At 60.4% G+C, this 16051-nt stretch carries 18 protein-coding genes and 1 tRNA gene; 11 read left to right on the top strand and 8 right to left on the bottom strand.

Annotation, left to right across the window (positions count from 1 at the left end; genetic code table 11):
- The first annotated feature begins 79 nt into the window (after window positions 1–79).
- On the top strand, window positions 80–361 hold the full coding sequence (locus tag ACGKZZ_RS06375; RefSeq protein WP_411222648.1) for a hypothetical protein: 282 nt from the start codon (window positions 80–82) through the stop codon (window positions 359–361).
- Between the two features lie 35 nt (window positions 362–396).
- Here the strand turns inward: ACGKZZ_RS06375 and ACGKZZ_RS06370 are convergent.
- A tRNA-Leu gene (locus ACGKZZ_RS06370) sits at window positions 397–483 on the bottom strand.
- A 193-nt stretch (window positions 484–676) separates the two neighbouring features.
- Window positions 677–2398 carry a peptidoglycan-binding domain-containing protein gene (locus ACGKZZ_RS06365; protein WP_411222647.1) on the bottom strand — a complete coding sequence of 574 codons (1722 nt, stop codon included), beginning with the start codon at window positions 2396–2398 and terminating at the stop codon, window positions 677–679.
- Between the two features lie 91 nt (window positions 2399–2489).
- Here ACGKZZ_RS06365 and lipB point away from each other — a divergent pair, with 91 nt between their 5' ends.
- The 6 genes from lipB to ACGKZZ_RS06335 all read left to right on the top strand — a co-directional run bounded on the left by lipB (window position 2490) and on the right by ACGKZZ_RS06335 (window position 7166).
- On the top strand, window positions 2490–3179 hold the full coding sequence (lipB, locus tag ACGKZZ_RS06360; RefSeq protein WP_411222646.1) for a lipoyl(octanoyl) transferase LipB: 690 nt from the start codon (window positions 2490–2492) through the stop codon (window positions 3177–3179).
- 244 nt (window positions 3180–3423) lie between these two features.
- A complete protein-coding gene (gene ctaD, locus ACGKZZ_RS06355) occupies window positions 3424–5097 on the top strand; it encodes a cytochrome c oxidase subunit I (protein WP_411222645.1) in 1674 nt (557 codons plus the stop codon).
- Window positions 5098–5223: 126 nt separating this feature from the next.
- Complete coding sequence (locus ACGKZZ_RS06350) at window positions 5224–5442, top strand: type II toxin-antitoxin system CcdA family antitoxin (protein WP_411222644.1); 219 nt, start codon at window positions 5224–5226, stop codon at window positions 5440–5442.
- Between the two features lie 3 nt (window positions 5443–5445).
- Window positions 5446–5745 carry a CcdB family protein gene (locus tag ACGKZZ_RS06345; RefSeq protein WP_411222643.1) on the top strand — a complete coding sequence of 100 codons (300 nt, stop codon included), beginning with the start codon at window positions 5446–5448 and terminating at the stop codon, window positions 5743–5745.
- Between the two features lie 7 nt (window positions 5746–5752).
- Window positions 5753–6244 carry a DUF2244 domain-containing protein gene (locus tag ACGKZZ_RS06340; RefSeq protein ID WP_411222642.1) on the top strand — a complete coding sequence of 164 codons (492 nt, stop codon included), beginning with the start codon at window positions 5753–5755 and terminating at the stop codon, window positions 6242–6244.
- Between the two features lie 13 nt (window positions 6245–6257).
- Window positions 6258–7166 carry a hypothetical protein gene (locus ACGKZZ_RS06335; protein ID WP_411222641.1) on the top strand — a complete coding sequence of 303 codons (909 nt, stop codon included), beginning with the start codon at window positions 6258–6260 and terminating at the stop codon, window positions 7164–7166.
- Between the two features lie 18 nt (window positions 7167–7184).
- Here ACGKZZ_RS06335 and ACGKZZ_RS06330 read toward each other — a convergent pair whose 3' ends face one another.
- Window positions 7185–7649, bottom strand: coding sequence for a GatB/YqeY domain-containing protein (locus tag ACGKZZ_RS06330; protein WP_411222640.1), 465 nt, complete (start codon window positions 7647–7649; stop codon window positions 7185–7187).
- Between the two features lie 180 nt (window positions 7650–7829).
- Between ACGKZZ_RS06330 and carA the strand changes: the two genes are divergently transcribed.
- Both carA and ACGKZZ_RS06320 read left to right on the top strand, forming a co-directional pair.
- Window positions 7830–8999: a glutamine-hydrolyzing carbamoyl-phosphate synthase small subunit gene (carA, locus tag ACGKZZ_RS06325; RefSeq protein WP_411222639.1), complete on the top strand. Its 1170-nt coding sequence runs from the start codon at window positions 7830–7832 to the stop codon at window positions 8997–8999.
- Between the two features lie 65 nt (window positions 9000–9064).
- A complete protein-coding gene (locus tag ACGKZZ_RS06320; protein ID WP_411222638.1) occupies window positions 9065–10855 on the top strand; it encodes a glycosyltransferase in 1791 nt (596 codons plus the stop codon).
- On the opposite strand, the gene ACGKZZ_RS06315 is transcribed toward ACGKZZ_RS06320, so the two are convergent.
- Complete coding sequence (locus ACGKZZ_RS06315; RefSeq protein ID WP_411222637.1) at window positions 10852–11502, bottom strand: GntR family transcriptional regulator; 651 nt, start codon at window positions 11500–11502, stop codon at window positions 10852–10854. The two genes, ACGKZZ_RS06320 and ACGKZZ_RS06315, sit on opposite strands and share 4 nt — an antisense overlap.
- A 102-nt stretch (window positions 11503–11604) precedes the next feature.
- Between ACGKZZ_RS06315 and ACGKZZ_RS06310 the strand changes: the two genes are divergently transcribed.
- On the top strand, window positions 11605–12249 hold the full coding sequence (locus tag ACGKZZ_RS06310; protein ID WP_411222636.1) for a pyrimidine 5'-nucleotidase: 645 nt from the start codon (window positions 11605–11607) through the stop codon (window positions 12247–12249).
- Window positions 12250–12301: 52 nt separating this feature from the next.
- The gene (locus ACGKZZ_RS06305) at window positions 12302–13498 is read left to right on the top strand and encodes a UbiH/UbiF family hydroxylase (protein WP_411222734.1); all 1197 of its coding nucleotides are present in this window, start codon (window positions 12302–12304) and stop codon (window positions 13496–13498) included.
- A gap of 39 nt (window positions 13499–13537) precedes the next feature.
- Here the strand turns inward: ACGKZZ_RS06305 and msrB are convergent, their stop codons facing one another.
- The 4 genes from msrB to ACGKZZ_RS06285 all read right to left on the bottom strand — a co-directional run bounded on the left by msrB (window position 13538) and on the right by ACGKZZ_RS06285 (window position 16027).
- A complete protein-coding gene (msrB, locus tag ACGKZZ_RS06300) occupies window positions 13538–14011 on the bottom strand; it encodes a peptide-methionine (R)-S-oxide reductase MsrB (protein ID WP_411222635.1) in 474 nt (157 codons plus the stop codon).
- Between the two features lie 109 nt (window positions 14012–14120).
- The gene (locus ACGKZZ_RS06295; protein ID WP_411222634.1) at window positions 14121–14690 is read right to left on the bottom strand and encodes a fasciclin domain-containing protein; all 570 of its coding nucleotides are present in this window, start codon (window positions 14688–14690) and stop codon (window positions 14121–14123) included.
- A 96-nt stretch (window positions 14691–14786) separates the two neighbouring features.
- A complete protein-coding gene (locus ACGKZZ_RS06290) occupies window positions 14787–15488 on the bottom strand; it encodes an anti-sigma factor domain-containing protein (RefSeq protein WP_411222633.1) in 702 nt (233 codons plus the stop codon).
- Window positions 15485–16027, bottom strand: coding sequence for a sigma-70 family RNA polymerase sigma factor (locus tag ACGKZZ_RS06285; RefSeq protein WP_411222632.1), 543 nt, complete (start codon window positions 16025–16027; stop codon window positions 15485–15487). The genes ACGKZZ_RS06290 and ACGKZZ_RS06285 overlap by 4 nt, the downstream gene beginning before the upstream one ends.
- Window positions 16028–16051: the final 24 nt, after the last annotated feature.

Below are 16051 nucleotides of genomic sequence, written 5' to 3'. Positions count from 1 at the left end.
TGCCGGACCCGTCTCAACGGGAACATATATGTGGCGCGCACGTTACATCCCCGAACCGCAACTGACCGGACCAGAGGATATGAAACGCTTTATTGCTGCCACGCTGATCTTTTTTGCCCCGATCTCCGCCCATGCGGATACGTTCACAGACGTTGTCAAAAACTACGTTGCCGAATTTGACGCAGCCAAGATTAATGACGCTGAGCGGGCGCGGATTATGGAAATCAGCACACAAGACGATCTTGCTCATGGCATGAAGGTGCTCTTGGTGCATGAGGTTCTGGTTGAAGCCGATGCCTTGCGCCATGTCGACATGCACGCACAGAGCTTCGCGCCTTTTCAACTCAGTTCTTCGAATTGAGTGGCCAGATGTTCAGGGATCACTGAGATTTAAACTGGTGCGGTCGAGAAGACTCGAACTTCCACGGGTGTTACCCCACAGCGACCTCAACGCTGCGCGTCTACCAATTCCGCCACGACCGCACTGTCTTGACTTGGTAGGCGGGTGATTAGCGAAAGCTTCTGTCCGGGGCAAGCGCAAATTTCTTGATACTGTAAAGATCGCTTTACGAGCGAACGGGGCGTTGGATGCGCAAGCCAAACCCCTACCGTTCCCCCATCACACCTACCAAGAAACCACCCCGAGAGACCGCATTCGGCTCTCGGGGCACGATCATCAATTATCCACAACCAGCAAGGGAAGCGCCGCAGGTTTCGGGGTGGATTCGTCCGGCGTCGCGATGGCCTGTCCGCCGAGCATGAGGGCTGCCTTTTGCAAGAGTCCCATGCGATCCGGCTGACCCGGTGCAAACGCCATCTCGCCGCTGTCAGTGAACGATGTCAGGGCAGCTTCGTACCAGGCCACGGCGATATCCGCGCGCTCTGACGCGCCAATGCCCTGGCTGAGGTGATGGCCCAGAAGCTCGGCATATCCCGTTTCGCCAAGTGATGTCAGAAGCAGCGCCGAGCCCATTGCGACATCCATGTCATCCACTCGATACCCCACCGACAAGCACACGCGCGCCGTGCCGGCCAATTGTTGCGGAGGCATCCCGCTTGCCAGAATGAAGGACGAAACACCCTGCAAGACCTCGTCCCGCGTCTGCAGGGACACGGCCGAGACGTGATCTTTCAACAGCGGGCCAAAGCTGCGGCACTGTTCGGTGATCTGCTCTTGCGTGGCACCCTGCACCTTGGCGATCAATTCCTCACCCTGCGCCATTGCGTAGGTGCGGGTGAGGCACATCTGTTCGGCCAAGGCAAAATTGGCGTCCGTGATTGATGCTTCGGTCACGAACCCGCCGTTCGAACTGGTCAAAAGGCTGACCTTGTTACAGAACGACGCCAGTGATTGCTGCGCGACCTGTTGCCCGCCCATAAAGGATGGCATCGCCACTCCGGACTCTGGTGCCGCGCTGGATGCGACTCCGCTGACGACGGGTTGCGCCGATGGGACCGGCAGCGCGGGTGCGCGTGCCGTCGGCATGCCGGCGAGTTGCGTTCCAGGAGCGGCAGGCTGGGGCGCTTGAGGCACGAGGTCCGCAGTGGCCAGACGCGGGGAGTCATCGGTTTTGGCGCACGTTCCGCGTGTACACTCGAACATGGCAGGGGTCACGTTGAACGCCTGGAAGTCGTTGCGCTCGTATCCGTCTGGAGTGGAGGCGAAAACCCGCACCATACACGCCTGAGCGTTACACCAGAAGGCCGATCCCGTGACCGAGGTGTCAATGATGTAATCGGTGCTGCCATCGCCATTGATATCGGCCAACTGGATGAAGCCATGACGCTGCACCAGTTGCTCTGCCGAGGGGTCCGAACTCTTGGCGATTTCGTTGACTGCCGCTGCGACGACCGACGGCAACCCGTAATGTCCGCCAATGGCCGACGTCGCGCTGCCTCCGAACCCGTTGGTCTGTTCATCGCGATAGGCAATCAGGATACCGCGCACGCCTTGGGGGTTCGATGCGATAAGTTGCGCGGTCGCCGGCCCACCCGCCTGCGCGCGGTGGAACGAGGAGATGAGGAAATCCCGCTCAAAGGACGTAAGCTGTCCGGTCGGCGAATACCCAAGATGAGACTGGTATTGAGAGATCGCCGTGCGCGAATTTCGCCCCAGCACCCCATCCGGCGTCCCGGAATTGAAGCCGAAGTAATTCAAGGCGGTCTGGGTCTGGCGATTCGATTCGCGCTGCGCCGAGCTTATCCCGGTAGAGCGGCGTTGCTTTTTGGGTGCCGAATAGGTTCGTCTGGGGGCAGAACGTTTGGCACTGTTTCCGATGGCGCCACCGATCACACCGCCGATTATCCCGCCGATCAAGGCGTCATTGGCCATTGCGGGCAAAGGTGACAGCGTCAGGCTGGCTGCGACGAGCGCGCTGATTGAAATGCGAGGTATCATTGCTAAACCCTTCCAAACATGTTCACAGAGACATGAAAATCGTTAATATGACGACTATTCTGAAAAGAATTGACGCTAAGTCAAGAAAACAGTGGACTTGGCGATGGTAGACTGGATCATCTCTGACGGCTTGACAGACTACGCCACCGCCGTCGCCACGATGGAGGCGCGCGCAGCCTCGATTGCGGCGGGAGACGCCGATGAACTGGTCTGGCTGCTCGAGCACCCGCCCCTGTATACCGCCGGCACCAGTGCACGTCGCGAGGACCTCAAGGACCCGGACCGGTTTCCCGTGTTCGATACCAAGCGCGGCGGTCAATACACCTATCACGGGCCGGGCCAGCGTGTGGTTTACGTCATGCTTGACGTCGGAGCACGCGGTCGGGATGTCCGGCGTTTTGTCCAAGAACTTGAGGGCTGGGTGATTGCCACGTTGGGCGAATTCGGCCTGACGGGTCATATCCGCGACGGCCGGGTCGGCGTCTGGATCGAACGGCCGGACCGGCCAGCCCTTCCTGATGGCCGTGTTGCCGAGGACAAGATTGCCGCGATCGGAATTCGGCTGCGCAAATGGGTGAGCTTTCATGGCATCTCGATCAATGTAGAGCCTGACCTCAGCCATTTTGCCGGAATCGTGCCCTGCGGTATCACCGATTACGGTGTCACATCGCTTGTCGATCTCGGGTTGCCGGTCACGATGGACGACCTCGACATCGCGTTGCGAAAAAGCTTTGATGCGGTCATGCAAAATCCGGCGGTTGCGGCAGGCAGATCTGCGTGACGGGATGCTGTCTGAGCGTTCAAAACATGCATAATCCGTGTCAAATTTTGCTAACCCACCAAAGACAATAGTGAAATTTGAAAATTCGCGGCATTTCGTCCGCCACTGAACTGCGACAATAAAGTTTGATCTGCGTCAAATACATCCGTTGCCGCTCACACTTGCACGTTCTAAAACGTCACAGGAATGAAGGGTCCAGCCGCGTAAGCTGTGCCTCATCGACAGACACATGCAGGAGGCAGACATGGCAGACGCCGCCATTCACGGCCATGAACACGAAGACCAGCGGAGCTTTTTCACACGCTGGTTCATGTCCACGAACCACAAGGATATCGGGATACTCTACCTGATCATTTCGGGTCTCGCGGGCTTCATCTCGGTGGCATTCACCGTTTACATGCGTATGGAACTGATGAACCCCGGGGTTCAGTACATGTGCATGGAAGGCGCACGCCTGACGGCCGCTGCGGTCGGTGACTGTACCCCCAACGGCCATCTCTGGAACGTGCTGATCACCGGCCACGGCATCCTGATGATGTTCTTCGTGGTGATTCCGGCGCTGTTCGGCGGGTTCGGCAACTATTTCATGCCGCTCCAGATCGGCGCGCCCGACATGGCGTTCCCGCGTCTCAACAACCTCAGCTTCTGGCTGTTCGTCGCCGGTACGACGCTGGCGATCTGCTCGGTCTTTGCACCGGGGGGCAACGGGCAGCTTGGCTCTGGCGTCGGCTGGGTGCTTTATCCGCCGCTGTCCACCAATGAAGGCGGGCTGTCGATGGATCTGGCGATCTTCGCGGTCCACGTCTCGGGCGCGTCCTCGATCCTCGGCTCGATCAACGTGATCACCACGTTCCTCAACATGCGCGCACCGGGCATGACCTTGTTCAAGGTGCCGCTGTTTGCCTGGTCGATCTTCATCACCGCATGGATGATCCTTCTGGCGCTGCCGGTTCTGGCGGGCGCGATCACCATGCTCCTGACCGACCGCAATTTCGGCACGACGTTCTTTGATCCGGCCGGTGGCGGCGATCCGGTGCTGTATCAGCACATCCTGTGGTTCTTTGGTCATCCCGAAGTTTACATCGTGATCCTGCCCGGCTTTGGCATCATCAGCCACGTCATCGCTACGTTCAGCCGCAAACCGATCTTCGGCTATCTGCCGATGGTCTGGGCGATCATCGCCATCGGTGCACTGGGCTTTGTCGTCTGGGCGCACCACATGTACACGGTGGGCATGTCGCTGACCCAGCAGAGCTATTTCATGCTGGCAACGATGGTCATCGCGGTGCCCACAGGGGTCAAGATCTTCTCGTGGATCGCGACCATGTGGGGCGGCTCGATCGAGTTCAAGACACCGATGCTCTGGGCATTCGGGTTCCTGTTCCTGTTCACCGTCGGCGGCGTGACCGGCGTTGTGCTAGCGCAGGCGTCGGTGGACCGCGCCTACCACGACACCTACTACGTCGTCGCGCACTTCCACTATGTGATGAGCCTTGGCGCCGTTTTCGCGATCTTCGCCGGCATCTACTTCTGGTTCCCCAAGATGACCGGCAAGATGTATCCTGAATGGGCAGGCCAGTTGCACTTCTGGGCGTTCTTCATCGGTGCGAACATCACGTTCTTCCCGCAGCACTTCCTGGGCCGTCAGGGCATGCCGCGCCGCTACATCGACTATCCCGAGGCATTCGCCTTCTGGAACTATGTATCGAGCTGGGGCGCGTTCCTCTCATTCGCGTCGTTCGTATTCTTCATCGGTGTGATGGTGTGGAGCCTTGCCAAGGGCAAAGCCGAAACCGCCAAGAACCCGTGGAACGAGTACGCGGACACCCTGGAATGGACCCTGCCCTCGCCGCCGCCCGAACATACGTTCGAGCAACTTCCCAAGCGGGAAGATTGGGAAAAAACCCACGCGCATTGACGCGTCCCTAAATCGAAACAGGAGAAGCCCCGATGTTATCATCGGGGCTTTTTCGATTGTGACGCCTACCGTTGATCGCCGGTAGGTTTCGCGGTAAAAACCGTTACAACGCGGAGCCACACCATAATGCGGAAATCCACCAGCCTCAGCCTTGACGCAGACCTGTTTGCGTGTGCCAAAGCGGTCGGCGTCAACATCTCGCGCGCGGCCGAGGCTGGTATAGAAGCGCAGGTGCGACACGCCGAGGCCGAGCACTGGAAAGAAGAGAACAAGGCAGCGTTCGACGCCTACAACAAGCTTGTCGAAGACGAGGGTCTTCCTCTCGCCAAGTATCGGCAGAGTTAGCCGATGGCGCAGCAGTCTGATGTTTTTCGCACCGAGAACGGCAGTTACGTCCTGGAGGTGCAGGCCGATCTGTTCAACGATGCAAATACGCGCGTGGTTGCACGGTTGGGTGCGGACAACTGGTCAGACCGTCCGCTGCAAATCCTCGCCCCCCGAATTGCGATGGGTGATTTGACGTTTCGGTCAAACCCGCTTCAGCTTGCAACCTTGGCATTTCCGAAACTGGTCACCAAACTGGGCTCTGCCGCAAACCAGCGGGACGACATCATGCGCGACTGCAATCTGCTGACGATGGGGTATTGAGCAGACCATGCCCTACGTTTGGACAGATACATCCGAGAGGATGTCAACGCTCCGGCTCTGGCCCTATCAATCCCTGCCGGCCCCCGGTTTCGCCGCAACGATCCTTGGCATCTTCACACTCTCCACGATCCCGCTTTACGGATTAATCGGAACCGTCCTGCTCTGGGGGATCCTGCCCTTCGTTCTGGCTGCCTTGGCAGCGACGTGGTATGCGTTGCGGCGCAATGAGCGCGACCGCCAGATCGTCGAGACCTTGACGCTGAGCGCCGACGACGTCCACCTCACGCGGGAAGCAAGCGGCACTGATCCGCAGGAGTGGCATTGCAACCGGTATTGGACGCAGGTGAACATGCACACGAAGGGAGGCCCCGTGCCCCACTATGTCACGCTGTCCGGTTCAGGCCGGGAGGTCGAGATCGGTGCGTTTCTCAGCGAAGACGAACGCATGGCGCTCTATGTCGAGTTGGATGCCAAGATCCGACGCATCGTCACCCCCTGAAAGTCGAGGTGCCATGGCACAGGTTCCCGCCGTCCCCAAACTGACCCGTGCGCGCCATCTTCTGCGCGCAAGCCTTCTCGGCAAGACGGACCCTACGCCCGAGATGGCGGAATCCGAGCGCGCCGCCCTCGCCTTGCGCGCGACGCAAATGTCGATGCGGGCTGCCGGGCAGGTCACCTTCCTGTTGCCGCTGGTTGGCCCTGCACACGTGTCCGACTGGGCAGCTGTAGCCGCCCGGCTGACCGCAACGCTGGAGCGGTTCATCGAGCAGGATGATCCGAACTGGACGGCGACGATCTGCTGTCAGGAGACGCCCGACATTCCCGACGATCCCCGGATCTCGGTGATCCCCTTCACTGATCGCGCGCCGGGCAACGACAAGTGGCGCAAGCTGCGCGTGCTGAACGAAGCGTTGCCGGATCTCGCCCCACACCCGGGATACGTGATGTCCTTCGATGCCGATGATCTCTTGCGACAGGGTGCGGTGCAGGAAATGCTGACACGACAGGCGGCAGGCGGGTATCTTGCGCAGTCCGGCTATGTCATGGACGCCGCCACCGGCGATATCGCATTGGCGGATCGACGGGCGCCCGATGCGCCGATGCGCAAACCGTTCTGGAAACTGTGTGGCAGCTGCTGTGCGCTCTACCATGACCCGAACACGCCCCAGTCAACGCGGTTTCTGACCGAGATGACGCAGCACGAACATCGCATGTTTCCCTATCTGGCACGGCTGGCAGGCCTCGCCCTGACGCCGCTGTCGCGACCGTCCGTGCTTTATATGCTAAACCACGGCGAAAACTTCGGCGCGCGCCGGGGGCGGGTCGGATACAAGACACGGTTCGTCAAGAAGTACCGGATCGACGACCCGGACGATCTGAACACGATCCGCCGGGATTTTGGCCTGCCGTCACAGAACTGACGGTGGGTGCACGGTCGCTCAGGCTTGCGTCAGGCGATCCTTCACCATCGGCCCCACGGCGCCGAAATCCATCTGGCCCGTATATTTCGCCTTCAACGCGCCCATCACGCGCCCCATGTCGCGGATCGAGGTTGCCCCGGTTTCTTCCACTGCCGAGTCGACCGCCTTTGCAACTTCCTTCTTGGACAGTTTGCGCGGCAGGAATTCCTCGATCACCTTGATCTCGGACAATTCGCGCTCAGTCAGATCAAGCCGTCCCGCTTCTTCGTAAGTCTTGGCGGTATCCTTGCGCTGCTTGACCATTTTGCCAAGGATGCCAAGCACTTCATCATCGCCAACGCCATCCTCGATACCTTCGCCCCGGGCGGCGATATCGCGGTCCTTGATGGCGGCGTTGATCAGGCGAAGCGTCGACAGCCGCGCGCTGTCCTTGTCGCGCATGGCCTGTTTGATCGACGAAGTGATCCGTGTGCGAAGATCCATGAATTCCCATCCACATGGTTGAACAAACGTGCACACTAAGCGAGGAGACGCTCGGACGCAAGCCGGGGAGAGATCTTCTAACCCATTGAAGTTACATCTAAACGCATTTCAGCTCTGCCCTTGACCGCAACGCTGCGCAGCCGTAGGTTCCGACCGGTTTCACCCCAGCGGAGTCGCGCCATGTCCCAGCTTTTCAACGACACACCGACGGCCTGCCTCGCGCTGGCGGACGGCACCGTGTTTTACGGTCAGGGGTTCGGCGCAACCGGCACTACGGTGGCCGAATTGTGTTTCAACACCGCCATGACCGGCTATCAGGAAATCATGACGGACCCGTCCTATGCGGGCCAGATCGTGACCTTCACGTTCCCCCATATCGGCAATGTCGGCGTGAACCCCGACGATGACGAAGCCAGCGATCCCGTCGCGGCGGGCATGGTGGTCAAATGGATGCCGACCCAAAGCTCCAACTGGCGGGCCGTGCAAGAACTTGGCGACTGGCTGGCGGCGCGCGGACGCATCGCGATTGGCGGGATCGACACCCGCAGGCTGGCACGCGCGATCCGTCAGACAGGTGCGCCGCATGTCGCGCTCGAGCACAATCCCGACGGCGTTTTCGACATCGAGGCACTGGTGCAGAAGGCGCGCGATTTTCCTGGGCTCGAAGGGCTCGATCTTGCCCGCGACGTGACCTGCGCCCAAACCTACCGCTGGGACGAGATGCGGTGGGCATGGCCCGAGGGGTATTCCCGGCAGACCAATCCGACGCACAAGGTTGTCGCCATCGACTATGGCGCAAAACGCAATATTCTGCGTTGTCTGGCAAGTGCTGGATGCGACGTGACCGTTCTTCCCGCGACGGCCACTGCGGAGGACATTCTGGCACATGATCCCGACGGGGTGTTCCTGTCAAACGGGCCCGGTGACCCGGCGGCGACGGGTGAATACGCGGTTCCGATGATCCGCGAAATCCTGGATAAAACCGACCTTCCGGTTTTCGGAATTTGCCTTGGCCACCAGATGCTTGCGCTTGCGCTTGGAGCCAAGACCGTCAAGATGAGTCACGGGCATCACGGCGCGAACCACCCGGTCAAGGACACCGAGACCGGCAAGGTCGAGATCACCTCGATGAACCACGGTTTTGCGGTGGATGGACAGACTTTGCCCGAAGGCGTTGTTGAAACCCACGTGTCGCTTTTCGATGGCTCGAATTGCGGCATTCGCATGAAGGATCGTCCGGTATTTTCGGTTCAGCAGCACCCCGAAGCCAGCCCCGGACCGCAAGACAGCTACTACCTCTTTGAACGGTTCGTGGCATCCATGGACACGGCCAAACGCGTCGATGCGTAAATTCCGTTAACTGACGCTTAACTCTTTGCACGTCTAGTGGCTCCCGGATCAATTCCGGGGGACATATGGCCGGTCAGACACCGATCGCGACGGACATGCCGTTTGTGCGAACATCTTCCCAACGCGCCGATGCAAGACCGGCGGCGATCGGTGCCGAGCTGGTGGTGCAACGCGCCCGCGATCTCGCGGCCACTCGGCGGCGGCTCGATCCGATCAACAATCCGCCCGATCCTGCACTTGACGGCATCCTGCCGCCGGAATTCTGCATTGAGCATCGCGTTCTGCCTTGGGGAACCCTCGGGGAAACCACCTTGGTGGGCACGGCGCACGAAGGCGATCGCGCGCAATTGCGTGACATGCTGGAACATCTGATCGGCCCGGTGCTGTTTTGCGACGCGACCGAAGAAGATATCCATCGCCTGGTGTCGGATCGGCATGGCGACCACCTCGCCGCCCTGGCCGAACATCAGGTGCCCGATGACCTCAGCTGCCGCGACATCAACAAGCTGACATGGCCACGCGCAGTCGCCGCCATGCTGTTTTTCGGGGTCAGCCTCGCACTCATTTACCTGCTTCCCGACGTATTTTTCATAGGCATTACCCTGGTCGCGGTGACCAATCTTCTGGCCTGTCAGTTCTTCAAGATTTCGGTCTTTCTGGCCGGCTACAAAAAGCCCCCCGGCAAGCCGGTCAATGTACCATTGGCCGAAAAACCGGTGGTGAGCCTGATGGTTCCGATGTTCAAGGAAGCCGGCATCGCCAATGAACTGGTGCGGCGGCTGTCACGGCTGACCTATCCCAAATCCTTGCTCGACGTGGTGCTGGTTCTCGAACACTCCGACAAAAATACCAGAGAGATGATCGCCGCAATGTCCCTTCCGGCCTGGATGCGGGTTGTCGATGTTCCCGACGGCCAGTTGAAAACCAAACCTCGCGCACTGAACTACGCATTGCGCTACACGCGCGGTGACATCATCGGTGTGCTGGATGCCGAAGACGCGCCCGCCACCGACCAGATCGAGCGCATCGTCGAGGCGTTTCACATCTCACCCGCCGACGTGGCCTGCGTGCAGGGGATTCTCGATTTCTACAACACGCGGTCGAACTGGATCGCGCGCTGTTTCACCATCGAATACGCAACGTGGTTCCGCATCATTCTTGCCGGTGCGGCGCGGCTTGGCTTCTCGATCCCGCTTGGCGGCACGACAGTCTATCTGCGCCGCGCCGCGTTGGAACATGTCGGAGGCTGGGATGCCCACAACGTGACCGAAGACGCCGATCTTGGCGTCCGCCTTTCCCGCTTTGGCTACAGAACGATCCTCGTGCCCACCGTCACGCGGGAGGAGGCGAACAACCGGCTTTATCCGTGGATCAAGCAACGCTCGCGGTGGCTCAAGGGATATATAATCACCTACCTCGTGCATATGCGCCGTCCCTTCCGGTTGATCCGCGAAATGGGCGTCTGGAAATTTCTCGGCTTCCAGTTCTTCTTTCTTACCACCATCTTGCAATTCACCCTCGCGCCCGTGCTCTGGTGTTTCTGGTTGGTGCTGTTCGGGCTATCGACGCCCTTTACCGATGCACTGCCGGAACAATGGCTGGGGGGCCTTCTGGCCCTCTTTCTTTTGACAGAGCTGGTGTCGTTGCTGATCGGCTTTGTCGCCGTGGGCCGGACGCAGCATGAAAAACTGCTGCAATGGGTGCCGATGATGATGTTCTATTTTCCGCTCGGGGTCTTTGCCGTCTACAAGGCGTGGTCGCAACTGATATTCAAACCATTCTACTGGGAGAAAACCCAGCACGGGCTTTCAGCCCCGGACATCGCCGGCGGCGATATTCACATCACGCGGCGCTAGTCGGTCTCCTGCGCCATCGAATCGAGCTTGAGCCGTGTCACGAACGCGACCGAAATGTGATCGCGCAGCGCCTTGTAGGCGGCATCTTCATCGCGATCGGCAATCGCGTTGACGATTGCCTGATGTTCGGCCAGCGCAATCTCGCCGCGCCCTTCCGCTGCCAGCGATGTGGTCGCCATGAGCGCCATGGAGCGGTGCACCAGATCAAGCTGCTGCACCAGAAACCGGTTATGCGAGGCCAGATGAATTTGCTTGTGAAACCGCCGGTTGGCCCGCGCCAATACGGACGGGTCGTTCAGGAACGCCTGATCCTCCTCGACCATGTCGCGCAGCACCTGGACCTCTTCCTCGGTCGCATGGCGCGCCGCAAGCCGCGCGGCAAGCCCTTCCAGTTCGGTACGTACAACGTACAATTCGGCCATCTGATTGTGATCAAGCGATGCCACGATCAAGGACCGACCGTCCCGCGCCAGCAGCGATTGAGTCTCAAGCCTTTGCAAGGCCTCGCGGATGGGCGTGCGCGACATGCCAAACCGGTCAGCCAGATCGCTTTCCACCAACCGATCACCGGGCCGATAGATCCCGACGTCGATCGCTTCCAGTATCGAGGAATAGGCGTCCTTTTGAGGAGGCTTTACATCTGTCATACATCAGGCCTTTGATTGCGCTGGCGGCACGATAGCGCTGCCGGACCAAAAGACGCAAGCCAAGCCATTGCCGCGGGCCCCTGCGCGCCTTACCTAACGGGTATGGTTAAATCAGCTTTCGATCATGTCCGTCATTGGGTGTTCGACCTCGACAACACCCTGTACTCGCCCGCCGTGCGGCTTTTCGATCAGATCGAAGTGCGCATGGTCAAATTTGTCATGGACACTGTCGGCGTTGACGAATCCGAGGCCAATGACCTGCGGCTGGATTACTGGAAAACATATGGCACAACGCTTGCCGGTCTCATGCGCGAGCATGGCGTGGACCCTGACCCGTATCTTCACAGCGTGCATGATATTGATTTCACGGTACTTTCCGAAGATCCGTATCTCGCCTCGCTGATTTCGCAATTGCCGGGCCGCAAGATCGTCTACACCAATGGCTCGGCACCCTATGCCGAGAACGTGCTCAAGGCGCGCGGTCTGAGCGGGATTTTCGATGCAGTCTACGGCGTGGAACACGCCGATTTCCAGCCCAAACCAGAGCGCGGCGCGTTTGAACGGGTGTTCGGGCGCGATGGCACTGACACGCGAACCGCGGCGATGTTCGAAGACGATCCGCGCAACCTTGCCGCGCCACACGCGATGGGAATGCGCACCGTGCACGTGGCCGATGATGCGATCGACGCGCCGCACATTCAGTACCACACACCCGATCTGGCCGCGTTTCTGGCGCGTCTGACCTGATCCGCAAAGGCTGTCGCCCGACCGTCCTGCGTTCGCGGCAAAGGAGAACATGATGGATTATGACATCGTTGTATCGGGCGGCGGCATTGCCGGACTTGCGGCGGCGGCGGCGTTCGGGAAGGATAACTTTTTTGTCCTGTGCCTCGACCCCGCCCCACCGGTGACCGAGCGGAACGCCGAAGGATCAGACCTGCGCAGCACCGCCTTCCTGCAACCGGCGCAGGCATTTCTGGCCGAGATCGGGCTCTGGGACCGGTTGGCCGATCACGCAATGCCCTTGCAGGTGATGCGCATCGTGGACGCTGGCGGAGAGGTGGCCGAACCTCGCGTGACAAAAGCGTTCAACGCGTCTGATATTTCGGACGCGCCGTTTGGCTGGAACCTGCCCAACTGGCTGTTGCGCCGTGAACTCGTCGCGCATCTGGAAACCCTGGATAACGTCACCTTCCGTCACGGCACAGGCACCACGTCGCTGTTCACCCGAGAGCGCGAGGCGCGCGTCGGGCTAAGCGATGGCACGAAGGTGCGGTGCAAGCTGGTGATCGCCGCCGACGGGCGCAATTCGCCAATGCGTCAGGCCGCAGGGATCGAGGTGACAACGACCCGGTTCGGCCAGAAGGCGCTCGCCTTCGCGGTCACGCACCCGACGCCGCACGGAAACGTGTCGACAGAAATCCATCGCACCGGCGGCCCGTTTACCTTCGTGCCGTTGCCCGATCACGAAGGAAAGCCGTCCTCGGCAGTGGTCTGGATGGAAACCGGACCCAAGGCAGAGGCGCTGTTCGCGCTCGACGAAGCCGCGTTTGAAGACGCGATGACCACCCGATCCTGCGGTCTGCTCGGGCCATTGAAACTGGCCTCGCGCCGCACGATCTGGCCCATCATAAGCCAACACGCCGACCGATTGAGCGGTGAACGCCTGGCTTTGGTGGCTGAGGCTGCGCATGTCGTGCCCCCCATCGGTGCGCAAGGGTTGAACATGAGCCTGACCGATATCCGCGTTCTCAGGGATTTGGTGCGGACCGCCAAAGGCGATATTGGCAGCCGCGCAGTGCTCGATGCCTATCACCGCAAGCGCATCGTCGATATTCGGGCGCGGGTTGCCGGGATCACCCTCTTGAACCGGACATCCATGCTCAGCGCGCAACCGCTTCGCGACATGCGTGCGCGCGGATTGGATGCTCTTTATACGCTGGCTCCGCTGCGCAAGACCCTGATGCAACTGGGTCTTGGCGCGCGCGGAAAATAGTCGGCAAGGCCAGTCAACCGGCCCTGCCAGACAGGTGTCTCAAGCCGCCTGAAACGTAAGGCTTGCACCGTTGATGCAATGACGTTTGCCGGTCGGTTCCGGGCCGTCGTCAAAGATGTGACCCATATGGCTGCCACACCGGCGGCAATGGCATTCGGTCCGCACGACGAACAGCATACGATCCGGCTTGGTCTCGATATTGCCGTCCTGCGCCTGCCAGAAACTCGGCCAACCCGTGCCGCTGTCGAACTTGTGCTCGGACGAATAGACCGGCAGGTCGCAGCCGCGGCAATGGAACATGCCGGCGCGCTCCTCATCGTTGAGCGGCGACGTGAAGGCGCGTTCCGTACCCTCTTCGCGCATCACTTTGTACTCGAGAGGGCTCAGCATCTCTTTCCATTCCGCCTCGGTTCGTGTGACCTCGAAATTGCCTTCGGCAGCTGAAACGAGGCTGGCGCTGGCACCCGCTCCGAAAAAAGCGGCGGTGCTTTGCAGGAATGTGCGTCTCAACATGAAAATCTCCTCTTTATGAGCGTAAGATGTGGCCCTGACCCTGCTGTGCGCAAGGCCGAGGCACACACTTTTGCGCGATCCCGATACCCCTGGATCGGGGGAAAAAGGGTTATTGGGCTGGCAAAAGGACCCGGTCGATAACGTGGATGACACCGTTGGATTGCTTCACGTCCGCAATGGTCACAGTCGCTTCGCGACCGTTTTCGTCCGTCAGGGTGATCGTGTTGCCGTCCATCTTGGCCTGCAACGTACAGCCGCCCACCGTGGGAACCGGATGGGTGCCGCCATCATCGGCGATCATCCCGGCAATCGCATCCGACATCGCGTTGGCGGCAACGACGTGGCAGGTCAGGATCTTCTGCAATTGCGCCTTGTTTTCAGGTTGCAGCAGCGCGTTGAGCGACTCCTCCGAGATCATGTCGAAAGCGGCATTTGTCGGTGCGAACACCGTAAACGGACCTTCGCCAGACAGGGTGTCCACCAGATCGGCAGCTTTGACAGCCGCCACCAGCGTCGTGTGATCCGCGGAATTGACCGCGTTTTCAATGATGTTCATGTCAGCCATCATCGCCGCACCGCCGACCATCGGGTTGCCGGACTCGGAATGGCTTTCCGCAAAAGCGGCGCCCGTCAGGGCCGTGGCTGTCACAAGGGCTGTTGTCAGTGTCTTGAATGTCATGTCGTCCTCCAAATTTGCCCGCTGGTTTCGATGCGGGTCGGGAGTAGACACGAAGGCCACGCGCCGTCCGTTTCAGAAATTCCGATCACATACATGTCAGGATGATGTGAGCGTGCCCGCAGCCCGGATCGTTCCGGTCGGCGCACCCGTGGGCGACCCGCCCGGCGGCTCGTCGGTGATCGCCAGTGTCGCGCCGGACAGGCTGGCCAACGTGGTCTGGGGCAGCGTCAATCGGGTTGTCGCACCGTCGTCCAGAACACCCAAGGACACCGGCGCGTTCTCTCCGACGATCAACCACAGTTCGAACACGCGGCCTTCCGGTGGCGTCGCTCCGCCGCGCGCTACCTCAACCTGCCCCGCAGCAGGATCGACCTGTGCCGTCAGCACGACGTCGCCCCCCTCCGGCGTTGCGGCAAGCTCGGCCTGTAGCGTTGGGCGTAGGCCGTCGTCCGGCAGCAGGAGATCGTTGCTCACCGCAAGCCACAACACCAGCGCAGCCGCAGCGCCGCCAGCAGCATAGGGCCAAACCAGTTGCCAGATCGACCGGCGCTTGTTCTGGAACAGGGTCGCCTCCAGCCGTTTGCGCAATTGCGGCGGCGGCGCAACTTCATCGACCTCGGCCAAGGCAAGCTCTGCCAGATAGGTCTGCCAGGCACCGACCTCGTCCTGCAAGTCGCGGCTGGCTGCCAGTCGCGCCTCGAACGCGGCGCGCTCGGCGTCGGTCAGCAGACCTAACGCGTATTCAGCCGCTTCGGTGACCGGCTCGTCAGGGGGAAGGTCGGTGGGGGGCTGGGTCATCGGCTCAGGCACTCCCGCAACGAGATCAGACTGCGGCGCAACCACGTCCGGATGGTGTTCAGGTTCACGCCCGTCGCCAGTGCCAGATCGGCGTAACTGTCGCCATCGAGATAGGCGCGGCGCACCAGATGCGCGCGGGCGCGGGGCAATTCATCAAGACAGGCGACGATGCGTTTGCTTTCGGATCGGGCAACGGCCTGATCTTCGGGTCCGGGCGAACGGTCCGGCATCAGATCGACCGTTTCGATCGGAGCGGGTGGCAGTTTGCGCGCACGCCGCCGGTCGACGGCACGGTTGCGGGCAATCGTGATCAGCCATGTCATCGGCGACAAACCGTTCACGCGGTAGCTGTCGGCCTTGTTCCAAATCGTCACGAAAACCTCCTGCAGCACCTCTTCTGCTTCTGCGCGATCATCCAAAACACGGATGCAGACACCAAAAAGTTTCGCCGACACGCGATCATAAAGCCTTGAGAACGCCGTGCGGTCGGCCATAGCCACGCGGGCAAGCAGATCCTCGATCTCCTGGAGTGGCGTCATAAAGGTTTCCCGCTGCCTTTCCCT

Origin of the sequence: Marivita sp. S2033 (genome assembly GCF_046592965.1) — a bacterium.
In the GTDB taxonomy this organism is placed as follows: domain Bacteria; phylum Pseudomonadota; class Alphaproteobacteria; order Rhodobacterales; family Rhodobacteraceae; genus Marivita.
Note: the sequence above shows the minus strand (reverse complement) of the source record. Positions and strands in the feature narration are given on the sequence as shown.

Bases quoted from the DNA above. Each gene is read 5' to 3' on its own strand.
- ACGKZZ_RS06305 (WP_411222734.1), top strand. From the start codon at position 12,302: ATGGATTATGACATCGTTGTATCGGGCGGCGGCATTGCCGGACTTGCG.
- ACGKZZ_RS06320 (WP_411222638.1), top strand. From the start codon at position 9,065: ATGGCCGGTCAGACACCGATCGCGACGGACATGCCGTTTGTGCGAACA.
- ACGKZZ_RS06375 (WP_411222648.1), top strand. From the start codon at position 80: ATGAAACGCTTTATTGCTGCCACGCTGATCTTTTTTGCCCCGATCTCC.
- carA (WP_411222639.1), top strand. From the start codon at position 7,830: ATGTCCCAGCTTTTCAACGACACACCGACGGCCTGCCTCGCGCTGGCG.
- ACGKZZ_RS06290 (WP_411222633.1), bottom strand. From the start codon at position 15,488: ATGACCCAGCCCCCCACCGACCTTCCCCCTGACGAGCCGGTCACCGAA.
- ACGKZZ_RS06285 (WP_411222632.1), bottom strand. From the start codon at position 16,027: ATGACGCCACTCCAGGAGATCGAGGATCTGCTTGCCCGCGTGGCTATG.
- ACGKZZ_RS06340 (WP_411222642.1), top strand. From the start codon at position 5,753: ATGCCCTACGTTTGGACAGATACATCCGAGAGGATGTCAACGCTCCGG.
- ACGKZZ_RS06350 (WP_411222644.1), top strand. From the start codon at position 5,224: ATGCGGAAATCCACCAGCCTCAGCCTTGACGCAGACCTGTTTGCGTGT.
- ACGKZZ_RS06330 (WP_411222640.1), bottom strand. From the start codon at position 7,649: ATGGATCTTCGCACACGGATCACTTCGTCGATCAAACAGGCCATGCGC.
- ACGKZZ_RS06310 (WP_411222636.1), top strand. From the start codon at position 11,605: ATGGTTAAATCAGCTTTCGATCATGTCCGTCATTGGGTGTTCGACCTC.
- ACGKZZ_RS06335 (WP_411222641.1), top strand. From the start codon at position 6,258: ATGGCACAGGTTCCCGCCGTCCCCAAACTGACCCGTGCGCGCCATCTT.
- ACGKZZ_RS06365 (WP_411222647.1), bottom strand. From the start codon at position 2,398: ATGATACCTCGCATTTCAATCAGCGCGCTCGTCGCAGCCAGCCTGACG.
- msrB (WP_411222635.1), bottom strand. From the start codon at position 14,011: ATGTTGAGACGCACATTCCTGCAAAGCACCGCCGCTTTTTTCGGAGCG.
- ACGKZZ_RS06345 (WP_411222643.1), top strand. From the start codon at position 5,446: ATGGCGCAGCAGTCTGATGTTTTTCGCACCGAGAACGGCAGTTACGTC.
- ctaD (WP_411222645.1), top strand. From the start codon at position 3,424: ATGGCAGACGCCGCCATTCACGGCCATGAACACGAAGACCAGCGGAGC.
- ACGKZZ_RS06315 (WP_411222637.1), bottom strand. From the start codon at position 11,502: ATGACAGATGTAAAGCCTCCTCAAAAGGACGCCTATTCCTCGATACTG.
- ACGKZZ_RS06295 (WP_411222634.1), bottom strand. From the start codon at position 14,690: ATGACATTCAAGACACTGACAACAGCCCTTGTGACAGCCACGGCCCTG.